This is a genomic window from Georgenia sp. Z2081, from assembly GCF_055326445.1.
Genome location: NZ_JBUZNK010000002.1, coordinates 147,052 through 161,247, shown reverse-complemented (window position 1 = coordinate 161,247; position 14,196 = coordinate 147,052). Strand labels below are relative to the sequence as shown.

The window sequence follows — 14,196 nt, the reverse complement described above, 5'->3', positions numbered from 1 at the left end:
ACTGCCGGCGCGGGCGGGCACGGTTCGCGGTCGCGACCGGGTCAGCCGCCGTCCGGGCCCTCGTCCGCCCCGTCAGCACCCTCGTCCGCGCCATCAGTACCCTCGTCCGCGCCGTCGGTGGGCGGCGGCCCCTCCGAGGGCACCTCGTCGCCGAACCCGCTCGGGCTCTCCCCCGGACCGCCGGAGCGGCTCTCGGGGTCCACCTCGTCGCCGTCGATGTCCACCTTGGGAATGGGCAGTGCGTCGGGCATCTCCTGCCACTGCCCCACACCGACGGTCGCGTCCGGCTCGAGGACGATCCTCCGGTAGCGCAGGGCATCGCCCGTCTCGGAGTCGAACTCGATCTGCCCCATCGGCGCCGGCTCCCGGACGGCCCCGAGGGTGGGCACACCCTGGCCCTGCCCGCCGGCCGCGCCCTCGACCCAGCGCACGCCCAGCCCGTCGATCTCGGGGCCCACGTGGGTGTGGATGTGGCCGGATAGCGTGAGCGGGACGCATCCTGTCCAGGCCACGCGGCGCCCGCCGAAGGCGTCGTGGAGGACGGCCAGGTCGACCGGGTCGCCGTCGGCCAGGGCCTCGCAGGAGTCCTCGCCGATCCGAAGGGCCGTCTCCTCCCAGGTCTCGGCGCGCTCCTGGACGGTGGGCTGGTCGAGCGTGGTGATCCGCGGGTCGGTGTCGCCGATGATCCGCAGGCCGGCGACCTCGATGATCGACCCGTCGAGCACGGTCCAGCCGGCCCGCCGCATCTGGTCGACGGTGACGATCGAGTCGTGGTTGCCGGCCGCCACGACGTAGGTGGCCTCGTCGGGCATCGAGCTGTCGATCGCGTCGACGCAGAACTGCTCGATGGCGGTGCCCGCGATGGTCGTGTCCCCGCCGTCGACGACGAGGTCGGCCTCGACGAGCTCCGCGGCGTGGCCCACGACCTCGGCCGCGCCGACGTTGCAGTGCACGTCCGTGTAGAACATCGCGGTCGTCACGTTCTCGGGCCGTTCGCCGTCGGGCCCGGTCGACCACCTGCCGGCCTCCTCGAGACCTGCCTCGAGAGACGCGCGGGCCTCCCCGGCGAACTCGGTGTTGCCGTCGTAGAAGAGGCGGATGGTCGGGCCGTACGCCTGGAGCAGATCGCCGAGCCGGCCGGAGATCGTCGCCTCCTCGAGCGGGGTGCCCCGGAAGGACGCGATGGTCACGCCGGGCGGCGCATCGTTCCGGGTCGCCGGGACGATCGCGGCGAGCAGCCCGACGGCGACGGCGCACGCGACCAGGGAGCCGACGACCGGCCGGTCGGTCACCAGGCGGAACGACCGCGACCAGGTCCCGTGCAGGCCGGTGTGGACGGCGGCGACGGCCGTCAGCGCGACGGCCGCGATCAGCGTCGAGCGGGCCAGCACGTCGTCGATCAGTGCGCGGGTGGGTTCCGCGAACGCGGCGTCCGGGTAGGCCAGCAGGCGGGCGTAGGACTCCGCGTCGGCGAGCAGCCCCGGGACGAGGCCGCCCTCCACGCCGACCGTCGCGTCCGCCGGGAGCTCCTTGACGACCGCAGTGACGCCGAGCTCGGCGGGCAGCGGCGAGTCGAGCACGACGTTGCCGGCAGGCCCCAGGTCGATGGTGAGGTCGGAGTCGAGGGTGATCTGGACGTCCGCGCGGTGCGGTCCCACCGTGGTGGTCACGTGCGCCGTCGCGACCCCGACGACGGCGGACCCCACGGCCACGAGGAGCACGACGACGCCGATGACCCACCACGGCATCCGGCGGTGCAGGACCCGGCCCCGGCGAACGGCGGGCTGCGCGGTCACGTCGAGGGAGTCGTCCGTCTCCGCCTCCGCCTCGACGCGTGCGGGATCGGGACCGGGGTCGGACGGTGACCGGCGTGCGGGATCCACGTCGTCCGAGGTCATCGCTGCAGTGTACGGGCGGCGCGGGCTCACACGAGGACAGGGGCCGACCCGGCCCACGACCGACGCGGTCCGACCGGATGCCGGGCGCGCACGACGTCGGACGCGCGCGGCGCCGCCCCGGGTGCGAGCATCTGGTCATGGGACGCGAGATCACGCAGACGAGCTACTCCGGTGCGGACCGGACCCGGTACCGCGCGAAGGTCGCGCAGTGCCTCGACGCGCTCGAGGTCATGCTCGCGCGCGGCCACTTCGCGGAGGACGTCTCGAGCACCGGCCTGGAGATCGAGCTCGCCCTCGTCACCGGCGACGGAGCCCCCGCGAGCACCAACGCCGAGGTCCTGGCCGGGATCGCGGACCCGAGCTACCAGAGCGAGCTGGGGAAGTACACGATCGAGCTCAACGTCGAGCCACGGGTGCTGTCCGGCACCACGCTCGCCGACCTCGAGACGGACGTGCGGGACACGCTCAACCACGCCCGCGACCGCGCCCGCGAGCTCGGCGTCGACATCGTCATGACCGGCATCCTGCCCACGCTGGGCCCCGAGCACGCCGAGCGGGACTGGATCTCCGACGACGACCGGTACCTCGCGCTCGACGCCGCCATCCGGATGGCGCGCCACGAGGAGATCACGCTGGAGATCGCCGGCCCGGAACCCCTGTCCGCCACGTTCGAGTCGATCGCCGTGGAGTCCGTGTGCACGTCGACCCAGCTGCACCTCCAGGTGCGCCCCGAGCAGTTCGCGCGCTACTGGAACTCCGCCCAGCTCCTGGCGGGCCCCCAGCTCGTGCTCGGAGCCAACTCCCCCCTGCTGTTCGGCCACAAGCTGTGGGCCGAGACCCGACCGGTGGTGTTCCTCCAGGCCACCGACACCCGAGCGCCGGAGCTGCGGCACCAGGGCGTGCGGCCCATCGTCACGTTCGGCGAACGCTGGATCACCTCGATCTTCGACCTGTTCGAGGAGAACGTCCGCTACTACCCGGCCCTGCTGCCGGAGACCACCGACGCCGACCCGTTCGAGGTCCTCGCCGCCGGCGGCACCCCCACGCTCGACGAGCTCACGCTGCACAACGGCACCGTCTACCGCTGGAACCGCCCGATCTACGCCGTCTCTGGCGGACGACCGCACGTCCGGGTGGAGAACCGCGTGCTGCCGGCCGGACCGACGGTCGTCGACACGGTGGCCAACGCGGCGTTCTTCTACGGCGCCGTCGAGGCCCTCGTGCGCGAGGACCGGCCCACCTGGACGCGGATGCCGTTCTCCGCCGCCCGCGACAACTTCGAGGCCGCGGCGCGGCACGGGATCGACGCGCGGCTCAGCTGGCCGGGCGAGCTCGAGATCGACGCGCTCGAGCTGATCGAGGGCATCCTGCTACCGATGGCACGCTCCGGGCTCGCGAGCCTCGGCGTGGACAAGGACGTGGCCGACCACTACCTGGGGATCATCGCCCAGCGGGTGGAGCGCCGGCAGAACGGGGCGTCCTGGCAGGTCGCAGCGGTGGACGCCTACGAGTCCGGCGGCGTGACCCGCCAGGTGGCGATCGGCCGGATGCTCCTCGACTATCGCCGGAACATGGACACCAACACCCCCGTGGCGCTCTGGCCGGTGCCGGAGCCGTAGCGCCGGTCCGTGCTCGGCGCCCCGGGCACGGCCGCGGCACCGACCGTCGACGCCGCCGTGCCGGTGGGATGATCGGTGGCATGACCTCGATCAGCCCCTTCTTCCCCGTCCCCACCGCCGACCGCCCCGGTGCGTCCGTCGCACTCGTGGGAGGCCTCGTGCGCCCGGTCGCGAGCGCCGACGTGCCCGACGGCGTCGTGCTCGTCTCGGACGGCGTCATCACCGCCGTCGGACCGGTCGGCTCGGTGACGATCCCCGACGGCGTCGAACGGGTCGACACCACCGGCCAGGTCGTCCTGCCCGGCTTCGTCGAGTCCCACGCCCACCTCGGCGTCTCCGAGGAGGGGCGGGGCTGGGCCGGCAACGACGTCAACGAGATGACCGGCCCCAACCAGGCCGGCGTCCGTGCGATCGACGCCATCGACATCGACGAGGAGGGCTTCCGCGACGCCCTCGCCGGGGGCGTGACGACCGCCGTGGTCAAGCCCGGCTCCGGCAACCCGATCGGCGGCCAGACCGTCGCCATCAAGACCTGGGGCGGGCGCACCGTCGACGAGCAGGTCATCTCCGACGCCGTCTCCGTGAAGTCGGCCCTCGGCGAGAACCCCAAGCGCGTCTACGGCGAGCAGAAGGTCACCCCGTCGACCCGCCTCGGCGTCGCGAAGATCATCCGGGAGGCGTTCACCGCCGCGCAGAACTATGCCGCGCGCCGCGCCCACGCCGCGACCGAGGGCAAGCCGTTCGACCGGGACGTGACGATGGAGGCCCTCGCCGCCGTCCTCGACGGGACGCTGGCCTGGGACCAGCACTCCCACCGGCACGACGACCTCGCGACCGCCGTGCGCCTGGCCGACGAGTTCGGCTACCGGCTCGTCCTCAACCACGGCACGGAGGCCCACAAGATCGCCGACGTCCTCGCCGAGCGGGACATCCCCGTCATCTACGGTCCGATGATCACCAGCCGGTCGAAGGTCGAGATCGTCGACCGGGCCACCCCGCACCTCGCGCAGATCGCGGGCGCGGGCGTCCGCGTCGCCATCACCACCGACCACCCGGTGGTGCCGATCAACCTCCTCGTCCTGCAGGCCAGCCTCGCCGTGAAGGACGGTCTCGACCCGCGCACCGCGATCGAGGCGCTGACGACGAACCCGGCCGCGTTCCTGCGCCTCGACACCCGCGTGGGCGCGCTGGAGGCCGGGCGCGACGGCGACGTGGTCGTGTGGAGCGGCGACCCGCTCGACACCACCGCGCACGTGGAGCGCACCTTCATCGCGGGCCGCGAGGTCTACAGCCGCGCGGGCGGGGTGGTCGAGCGGTCCGAGCGCTTCGCGGACTGACGGCGGCGACGAGCCGGTCAGGCGCGTCGGGCGGCGCTCAGGCGCGTCGGGCGTGCGCGGCGAGGCGCGCCAGGCCCTCGTCGATGCTGACGTCCGGCCGCCACCGGAGCTCGGCTCGGGTCCGTCGCTGGTCGAACCAGTGCGCCGTCGAGAGCTGCTCGGCGAGGAAGCGCGTCATCGGTGGTTCGTCGGGACCCGGGCGCACCGCCCAGAGGGTCTCGACGACCGTGCCCGCCGCGCGTGCCAGCACCGCGGGCACGCGCCACGCGGGCGGCGCCACACCGGCCGCGAGACAGATCCCGGCCAGGAGGTCACCCACCGGCCGGGGCTCGCCGTTGGTGACGACGAACGCCTGACCGTGGACGTCCTCGGCACGGTCGAGGGCGGCCACGAGGGCGTCGGCGGCGTTGTCGACGTACACCGAGTCGATGAGCGCCGCACCCTGGTCGAGCAGCGGGAGCCGACCCGCCCGGGCTCGCTCGACGATCCGTCCGACGAGCTGGGTGTCCCCCGGTCCCCACACGAGGTGCGGTCGTACCGCCACGACGGCGAGGCCCGGGCCGTCGGCCGCGAGCGCGAGCCGCTCGGCCGCCGCCTTGGTGCGCGCGTAGTGGCCGCGTGCGAGCCCGGGCTCGGCCGGACCGGCGCCCGCACCGACGAGGGCGTCCCCGATGTGCGCGACGGACGGCGAGGAGACGTGGACGAACCGGGTCACGCCCGCCGCCCCCGCCGCGGCCAGCAGGCGGCGCGTCCCCTCGACGTTGACCTGCTCGTAGTCCCGGCGCGGTCCGCTGACCGAGACCTTGGCGGCGAGGTGGACGACGGCGTCGCGCCCCTCGGCGGCGCGACGCACCGCCTCGTCGTCGGTGAGGGACCCGAGCGAGTCGGCCGCGCCGGCGACCCCGGCGGGCCGGCGCTGGAACGTGCGCACGTCGTGGCCGGCCGCCACGAGCCGCTCGGCCGTGGCCCGGCCGAGCATGCCGCTGGCGCCGGTGACGAGGACGCGGCTCACGGCGCGCCCATCCGTCCGCCGCCCAGCGCACGCTCGGCCCACCGCCCGATCCTTGCGCGCTCCACCTTCGCGTTGTGCCGCACGTCGGTGGGGAGCTCGGGGACCCTGAGCACCGCAGCGACGTCGCGGCCGCACCTCGCCCCGACGGCGGAGCGCACGGCCCGCGTGAGCCCGGGCGTGGCGAGCGAGGGCCGTGCGGCCGACCGCGGGTCGACCTGCGGGTCGGTCTCGAGGACGACGACGACCTGCTGTGTCCCGACCGGGCCGACGCCGACCGCGGCCGCGCGACGCACGCCCCGCACGGCCTGTGCGGCGTGCTCGATCGCCACGGGCGTCACGACGCCCTGAGCCGTGCGGACGACGTGCCCGAGGCGCCCCTCGATCCACAGGCGTCCGGCGGAGTCGAGGTGCCCGACGTCGCCGGTGCGGTGCCAGCCCGGGTGGTCGGCGCTCGCGGCCTGGGTGGCCCACAGGCGGTCGTAGGTGCGCTTGAGGTGCGGTCCGGTGACGAGGACCTCTCCGGTGACGCCGGGGGCCGACGTCGCCTCGCCGGTGGCCCGGCCGTCGGCGTCGAGCCCGGCCATCCGGACCCGTGCCCCGCTCGCGGGTAGGCCCACGCACGTCCCCCCGCCCGCACCGACGACCAGGTCCTCTCGGGCGGCGTCGTCGGCCGCGGCACGGATGCCGTCGAGGTCGATGTCGGTGACCGGGAGCATCTCCGTCATGCCGTACGGGGTGTGCGCGGCGGCCGCGGGCATGATGCGGCCGACCTCGGCGAGCAGCTCGGGCGCGATCGGGGCGCCTGCGGAGAGGAAGAGTCCCACGCGTGCGAGCGCGCCGCGGCGTTCGTCGTCGAGCTCGTCGGCTGTCCGGAGCACGTTGACCAGCGCCGACGGCGACGTGAAGACCGCCGTGGCCTCACCGACGGCGACCGCGTCGGCCAGGGCCGAGGCCGTGAGCGTGGCCGGCGCGGTGACGTCCATGTCCGGCGTGACCGCGAGCGAGCCCAGGGCGGTGCCGATGAGGGCGAACGGCGCGAAGCCTGCCACGAACGAGGATCCGGGGCCGAGGTCGTAGGTCGCGGCCAGCGCGTCCCGCATGGCGGCGAGGCGGCGGTGGCTGTAGACGACCCCCTTGGCGGGGCCGGTCGAGCCGGAGGTGAAGAGGATCGCGGCGTCGTCGTCCGGGTCCGGACCCGCGGGCGGGGTCGCGCCGGTCCGCTCGAGGTGCGCGCCACGTGCGACGAGGTCGTCGACGGTGGTCTCCGCACCGAGGGCACGTGCCCGCCCGGGGGTGAGGTCGGCGGCGGCGACGCGGCGGCCCGGCCAGCGCAGCAGCCGCGCGCCGACCAGTCCGCGCTCGATGCCGACGACGACGCTCGGGTCGGCGCCGCGCAGCGCCCGGCTCATGCCGCGCAGGCCGAGCCCCTGGTCGGCGAGGACGACGACGGCGCCCAGGCGCAGGCAGGCGAACAGCACGGTGGTGAGCTCGACCCCCGGCGTGATGAGCAGGCTGACGCGTTGCCCCGGCCGGACGCCGAGGTCGTGGAGCCCGAGGGCCAGGTGGCGGGCCCGCGCGGCGAGCTCGCGCCAGCTCACCGTGTCGGTGCCGTCGGCGGACAGTGCGACCACGGCGGCGGCGTCGCTGTCGGCGTTGTCCTCGAGGACCGCGCTGAGCGGGCGGTAGGGGGCCGGTCGGTCCGCGGCGGTGGGTCCCTCGGTGGCGCCCGCGTCGGATGTGCGTCCGCCGGCCCGGTGCCGGGGTCCGTGCGTCTCGTCCGTGGCGGCGAAGGTCTCGCCCAACCAACGCACGACAGTGCCGGCGACGTCGGCGTCCTCGGGCAGCAGGTGGCCCGCTCCCTCGAACCGGTGGACGTCGGCGTGCGGCAGGCGGGCGAGCAGGTCGCGCAGGTAGCGTTCCAGGAACACGGGGTCCCGTGGTCCCCACATCACGAGCGCCGGCACGTGCAGCCGCGCGGTGCCCTCGGCGATCCGGGCGAGCGCCGGGTGGCTCGGGTGGTCGGGGGACGCGGGGATGTCGGCGACGAAGTCGGCGATCGCGCGCCGGTCGGCGGCGCGGCGGTAGGGCGCGCGGTAGGCGCGGCGGACGTCCGTCGTCAGCCCGGGACCGGCCAGGGCGAGCGTGGCGTCGAGAAAGGCGGTGGTCCCGCTCGTGGCCCATCCGTGCACCGCCGGGTGACCGGCCAGGCGAAGCAGCCCGGGGATCGGCGTGGCGCCGTCGTGGTGGACGGCGGTGTTCATGACCACGACCCCGGCGAGCAGCTCGGGGTGCTCGGTGGCCCACCCCAGCGAGACGACCCCGCCCCAGTCGTGCCCAACGGTGACGACCGGCGCGGTCAGACCGAGTTGGTCGGTGAGTGCGCCGAGGTCCGCCACGCGCTCGGCCAGGCGTCGCCGACGCCCGTCCCGCGGCGAGTACCCCATGCCGGGCTGATCCACGGCGATCACGCGCCACCCGGCGCCGGCCCCCGCGCGCAGGAGTTCCCGCCACAGGTAGGACCAGGTGGGGTTCCCGTGGACGGCGAGCAGCGTCCCGCGCGCCGGTGCGACGAGGTCCGCCTCGTTGTCGAGCAGGTGCCAGGTGGTCGGCCGGTCTCGGCCGCCGGCCACGGTGACGTGGCGGCTCCACCGCTGGTCGAGGCCGGACAGACCCGGCGGCGGGCCCGTCACCAGGCGAGCTCGAGCATGGCGGTGTTGAGGCCGGAGCCCACGCCCATGCACAGCACGCGGTCGCCCGTCTCGAGGCTCTCGGCCTGGGCGGCCAGGGTCATCGGCAGGGAGGCCGGCCCGACGTTGCCCCAGTGGGAGAAGGTGATCGGCACGCGGTCGGCGGGCAGGTCGATCGCGTCGATGACCGCCCTGGTGTAGGGGGTGGAGATCTGGTGCGTGACGTAGCGGTCCATGTCGGTCCAGTCGAAGCCGGCGCCGTTGTGGGCCTCCCGCCAGGCGTCCGTCACGAGGGCGAGCCCGCCGTCGAGCAGACCCTTCGTGTCGGTGAACATCCCGTCGAGATCCCCCACGCACAGCTCGTGGTGCTCGGTGCCGGCGCGGCTCACGCCCCCGACCACGCGGTGGCTGCCGAGGTGCCGCCCCGCGGGACCGAGCACGGCTGCCGCGGCGCCGGCGCCCAGCGTGAGGGACGCGAACTCGCGGCTGTAGTCCTCGCGCGTGGCGTCGGACCGGCCGAGCCGCTCGATCGTCGTCCGCTGCGTCTCGCGCGGATCCTCGCTGTTGACGATGACGGCGTACTCGATCTGGCCGGAGTCGATCATGGTGGCGGCCAGCATCATGCCGTTGACGAACCCGAGGCACGCGTTCGCGAGGTCGAAGTTCAGCGCCGAGCTCGGCAGGGACAGCCCGTGGTGGATCCGGACCGCGACCGAGGGCTCGAGGTGGGTGCGGGTGACCGAGGTGTTGACGAGGAGCCCGACCCGCGACGCGTCGACGCCGGCGTCCGCGAGTGCCTTCGCGCCGGCCTCGATCGCCGGGTCGTCGAACCTCGTGCCGGGCTCCCACCAGCGCCGCTCGACCACGCCGGAGACACGCTCGAGCATGTGGTCCGGGATGCGCAGCCGCCGGCGCGTGTCGGCCAGCTGGTCCTCGAAGTCGGTCGACGGCACCCGCACCGGGGCCTCGATGTGCGTCACCGACAGCACCGCGGTGTCGCGGTACCGAAAGCTCGCATTTCCTACGTCCGTCACCTCCCAAACCTAATCGGGCACCGCCGGTCCCGCAGGTCGGACCGCTCTCGGCGAACACCGCTTGCGCCGGCGCGGGCGGTGCGCCAGACATCCGGCGTGTCACCGGGGCGCATCGCCCTCAGCCCCGCGCGTCGGCCAGGTCCGCGAGGTGCTCGGCGAGCTCGCCGTAGCCGCGAAGGAGGTCCAGGGTCCGGCCGCGCACGCGCGCATAGGTCGCGCGGTCCGCTTCCGGGACCTCGACGGCCTCGTCGGCCCCGCCGGCGGGGGCCACCTGCGCGAGCGCGCCCGTCAGGTCGTCCGCCCGGCCGGTCGCCAGGAGCGCGAGCGCGACCGATCCCAGGGCGGATCCCTCGGCGTCGTCGGTGGGGACCAGGGGTCGCCCGAGGGCCGCGGCCATGACGCTGCGCCAGAGTCCGGACCGGAAGACCCCGCCCGTGCACCGCACCTCGGTGACCGGGGTGACGCCGTCGAGCACGTCGACGAGGTCCGCCATCTGCAGGCACACGCCCTCCAGGGCGGCGCGCATGAAGTGCTCCCGGCCGTGCGCGTGCCGTACGCCCAGGTAGGAGCCGGAGAGATCGGGGTCCCACAGGGGCGCCCGCTCCCCCAGCAGGTAGGGCAGCATGACGAGGCCGTCGCTGCCCGGCGGCGCCTGGGCGGCGAGCGCGAGGGCCTCGGCGTCTCGGGCCGTGCCGTCGGCCTGCGGGAGGAAGGTCTCGGCCGCCCAGCGCATGACCAGGCCGCCGTTGCTCACGGCGCCGCCGAGCACCCACGCGTCGTCGGTCAGCGCGTAGGAGAACAGCCGGCCGCGGGAGTCCGTGCGCGGCTCCGGCACGACCGTGCGCACCGCGCCGCTCGTGCCGATCGACATGCCGGCGACGCCGGGGGCGATCGCTCCCGTCCCCAGGTTGCCGAGCGGGCCGTCGGTGGCTCCGACGTTGACCGGCAGACCTGCCGGGAGCCCGGTCCGGTCCGCGGCGACGGACGAGAGCTCGAGCAGGGCCGTCGTGGGCAGGATGTCCGGCAGCTGCTCGCGAGACACGCCGGCGAGATCGAGCGAGCCCGGAGCCCAGTCACGAGAGGCCAGGTCGAGCAGGCCGGAGGCCGACGCCGTGGACAGCTCGGTGACGACCCGGCCGGTGAGGTGGAGCAGGACGAGGTCCTTCAGGCCGATCCAGTGGCAGGCGGCGTGCAGCGTGGACCGGTCGTGGCGGTCGAACCACATGAGCTTCGTCAGGGGGCTCATGGGGTGGACGGGCGTACCGGAGCGCGCGAGCAGCTCCGTGGCGCGCCCCTCGGCGCGCAGCTCGGCGGCCTCGGCGTGCGCGCGGGTGTCCGCCCACGTGATGAGCTCGGTGACGGGTCGAAGGTCGGCGTCCAGGCCGACCAGCCCGTGCATGGCGGTGCCGACCCCGAGGACCTCCAGCTCGCCGGTGGCACCGGTGGGGCGCGCGCGGGAGGTGTCGCCGGCGCTCCGGGAGCTGCCGGCGCCTCCGGCGCGGTCGCCCACGGCCCGGGCCACCTCGGCGAGCACGGTGTCGACGGCGGCGAGCACGGCCGACGGCTCCTGCACCTGCCACCGGGGCCGCGGCGCGTCGAGCCGATACTCGGCGGTGGCGGACGTGCGCCACCCGGACGCGGTGTCCACGGCCACCGCCTTCGCCGCCGTCGTGCCGACGTCGAGGCCGACGATCACGCCCACGGCTGCGGGCCCCTCCCCGCGGAGGTGTCACCCGGGCCGCCCGGCACCTCGAACGCGTCGAGACGATCGACGACGGCGTCGCGCAGCTCCTCGTCGCCCGCCAGGTCCGGCACCAGCTCGCCGAGGACCGCGGCCACGGCCTCGCCGGCCGACCCGGCGGCCAGGGACCGCCAGCGGTCCCCCTGGACGTCGTTGACGGGGACGCCGCAGCCTCGCAGGTGCGTGATCCAGGCCGCCAGCGCCACGACGACCCCGGCGGGCAGCCGGCCGGCCTCGCGCGCCGCGCGCAGCACGGGGACGTGGCGGACGGGGATCTTCTGGGAGCCGTCCATCGCGATCCGGGCGAGCGAGTCGCGCATGCGGGGGTTGGCGAAGCGTCCCCGGAGCGCCTCGCGATAGGCGTCGAGCTCGTCGGCGGGGAGCTCGAGGATCGGCGCGGCGTCGTCCCAGAGCTGCTCGACCCACGCCCGGACGCGGGAGTCGTCGAAGGCCTGGTCGACCCGCTCGTGCCCGAGGACCGGACCGGCGTACGCCATGAGCGAGTGCGCGCCGTTGAGGAGCAGCAGCTTGCGCCGCTCGTAGGGCTCGACGTCGTCGACGACCGTCGCTCCGGCCTCCTCCCAGCGGGGCCGGCCGGCCGGGAAGGACCCGGCGACGACCCACTCGCTGAACGGCTCCGTCGTCACCGGGGAGCTGTCGGCCACGCCGAGCTCGCGCTCGACGAGGGCCGCGTCGTCGTCGGTGGCGGCGGGGGTGATGCGGTCGACCATCGAGCCCGCGAAGTCGACGTCGTCGATCGTGGCGGGGTTCGCGCCGGCCGCCGTGAGCAGGTCCGTGACGACCCGGCGCAGGACCTCGCCGTTGTGCGGGAGGTTGTCGCACGACAGCAGGGTGATCGGCCCGGCGGACGCGGCGCGGCGGGCGAGCAGGCCGGACGCGAGGCGGGCGGGCGCGGTGGTCACCGGTGCAGTCGGGTCGGCGCGCAGGGCCTCGACGTCGGCGGCGACGCCCTCGTGGGCGAGGTCGAGCCCGCCGTCGGGGCCGCGCAGGTAGCCGGCCTCCGTGACGGTGAGGGTGACGACGGCGACCGCGGGGTCGCGAAGGTAGGTGAGCCAGGCCTCGTGCTCGGTCGACCCGTGGACGGCGCTGATCGAGCCGACGATCTCCAGCTCGTCCCGCTCGGGGCCCCGGGTCACGAGCGTGTACAGACCCTCCTGCGGGCCGAGCGCCTCGACCGCCGCGGGGTTGCGTCCGGTGAACGCGGCGTACCCCCAGTCCGCGGCGTCCGGGCTGTGCTCGGTGTACCAGGCCTGGTGGGCACGGAAGAAGTTCCCCAGGCCCACGTGCACGAGCCGGACGGGGGCGGCCGGCCGGTCCGGGCCGCGGGAGAGCCGGTCAGTCACAGCTTGAACACCTGCTTCGGGATCGTCGTCACGAGGTCGAGAGCGGTCGCCGCAGCCTCCTCCTCCGTGAGCCGGTGGGTGGCCACGAGCTCGGCGAGGTAGGCGGCGTCGAGCCGGCGGGACATGTCGTGCCGGGTGGGGATGGACAGGAACGCGCGCGTGTCGTCGATGAACCCGGACGTGCGGTAGAAGCCGGCCGTCTCGGTGACGGCGCCGCGGAACCGGCGGATCGCCTCGGGTGCGTCGATGAACCACCACGGTACGCCCGCGTAGAAGGACCGGTAGAAGCCGGCGAGGGGGGCGACCTCGCGGGAGTACACCGTCTCGTCGATGGTGAACAGCACGAGGTGGAGGTTCGGGTGGTTGCCGTAGCGGCCCAGGAGCGGGCGCAGGGAGTCGGTGACCTCGATCGAGACCGGGATGTCGGAGCCGACGTCGTGCCCGTAGGCGGCGAGGTTGTCCGGGTCGTGATCGCGGCGGACGCCGGGGTGCAGGGTCATGACGAGGCCGTCCTCGGTGGCCATGCGGGCGGTCTCGCTCATCATGTGACGGCGGAACGCCACGGACTCGTCGGTGGACGCCTCGCCGCGCAGTGCGGCGGTGTAGATGCGGCTCGCGTCGGTCTCGGACAGGGGCTCGGTGCCGAGGTCGAGGTGGGAGTGGTCCGAGGAGACCGCCCCGTGGTCCTTGAAGTATCGGCGGCGGGCCTCGATCGCGGCGACGTAGCCGGCGTAGGACCCGGTGTCGACGTCGGCCACCTCACCCAGCGAGCGGGCGAGCCCCGGCCAGTCCGGACGGCCGAGCTCGAGGAACCGGTCCGGCCGGAACGTGGGGACCACGCGGCCCGTGAAGCTCTCGTCCTCGGCGAGAGCGCGGTGCGCCGCGAGGTCGTCGAGCGGGTCGTCCGTGGTCGCCAGCACCTCGATGCCGAAGCGGTCGAACAGCGCCCGCGGGCGGAACGCCGGGGTCGTCAGGGCCTCGGCGATCTGGTCGTAGAGCGCGTCGGCGGTCGCGGCGGAGGGGGGCTCGGTGATCCCGAAGACGTCGGCGAACGTGGTGTCGAACCAGTACTTCACCGGTGTGCCGCGGAAGAGGTGGTAGTTCTCGCACAGGATGCGCCACGCCTTGCGGGCGGCCGCCTCGTCGAGCTCGACCGGCCCGTCCGGGCCGCGCCCGAGGTCGGCCAGGTCGGCGCCGTTCGCGTGCAGCAGACGCAGCACGTAGTGGTCCGGGACGATGAGCAGCGACGCCGGGTCGGGGAAGGGTTCGTCGTCGACCAGCCACGCGGGCGGCACGTGGCTGTGCGGGGAGATGATCGGGAGGTCCTTCGTGGCGTCGTACAGGCGCCGGGCGACGTCCCGCAGAGCCGGCTCGGCGGGGAGCAGTCGGTCGGGATGCGCAAGCTGAGAGGGGTGGGCGTAGTCGCTCATGGGCTCATCGTCCCGAAGGCGCCCGGGACGGCCACCACGTTGCCAACCCTTGCCAACAGGTGGCTGCGCGAGTC

General features: G+C 74.7%; 9 protein-coding genes. 2 read left to right on the top strand and 7 right to left on the bottom strand.

The genetic code is table 11. The features are described 5' to 3' along the window. Positions 1-41: 41 nt before the first annotated feature. Complete coding sequence (locus tag ACZLKG_RS05120) at positions 42-1,898, bottom strand: metallophosphoesterase family protein (RefSeq protein ID WP_463648156.1); 1,857 nt, start codon at positions 1,896-1,898, stop codon at positions 42-44. Positions 1,899-2,035: 137 nt separating this feature from the next. Here ACZLKG_RS05120 and ACZLKG_RS05115 point away from each other — a divergent pair, with 137 nt between their 5' ends. Then, positions 2,036-3,517, top strand: coding sequence for a glutamate--cysteine ligase (locus ACZLKG_RS05115; RefSeq protein WP_425709113.1), 1,482 nt, complete (start codon positions 2,036-2,038; stop codon positions 3,515-3,517). Between the two features lie 80 nt (positions 3,518-3,597). Next, entirely contained in the window at positions 3,598-4,854 is a 1,257-nt protein-coding gene (locus ACZLKG_RS05110; protein ID WP_425709114.1) for an amidohydrolase, read from the top strand. Between the two features lie 37 nt (positions 4,855-4,891). Here the strand turns inward: ACZLKG_RS05110 and ACZLKG_RS05105 are convergent, their stop codons facing one another. From ACZLKG_RS05105 to uxaC, 6 genes are all read right to left on the bottom strand, one after another. Then, positions 4,892-5,866, bottom strand: a complete 975-nt coding sequence (locus ACZLKG_RS05105) for an NAD-dependent epimerase/dehydratase family protein (protein WP_463648155.1) — start codon at positions 5,864-5,866, stop codon at positions 4,892-4,894. Next, entirely contained in the window at positions 5,863-8,556 is a 2,694-nt protein-coding gene (locus ACZLKG_RS05100) for an alpha/beta fold hydrolase (protein WP_463648154.1), read from the bottom strand. The genes ACZLKG_RS05105 and ACZLKG_RS05100 overlap by 4 nt, the downstream gene beginning before the upstream one ends. After that, positions 8,553-9,533 carry a 3-oxoacyl-ACP synthase III gene (locus tag ACZLKG_RS05095; protein ID WP_463648153.1) on the bottom strand — a complete coding sequence of 327 codons (981 nt, stop codon included), beginning with the start codon at positions 9,531-9,533 and terminating at the stop codon, positions 8,553-8,555. The genes ACZLKG_RS05100 and ACZLKG_RS05095 overlap by 4 nt, the downstream gene beginning before the upstream one ends. Positions 9,534-9,705: 172 nt before the next feature. Continuing rightward, positions 9,706-11,289, bottom strand: coding sequence for a gluconokinase (locus ACZLKG_RS05090; protein WP_463648152.1), 1,584 nt, complete (start codon positions 11,287-11,289; stop codon positions 9,706-9,708). Then, complete coding sequence (locus ACZLKG_RS05085; protein WP_463648151.1) at positions 11,280-12,692, bottom strand: mannitol dehydrogenase family protein; 1,413 nt, start codon at positions 12,690-12,692, stop codon at positions 11,280-11,282. The genes ACZLKG_RS05090 and ACZLKG_RS05085 overlap by 10 nt, the downstream gene beginning before the upstream one ends. After that, a complete protein-coding gene (uxaC, locus tag ACZLKG_RS05080; protein WP_463648150.1) occupies positions 12,689-14,122 on the bottom strand; it encodes a glucuronate isomerase in 1,434 nt (477 codons plus the stop codon). Before uxaC ends, ACZLKG_RS05085 begins: the two co-directional genes overlap by 4 nt. Positions 14,123-14,196 lie beyond the last annotated feature (74 nt).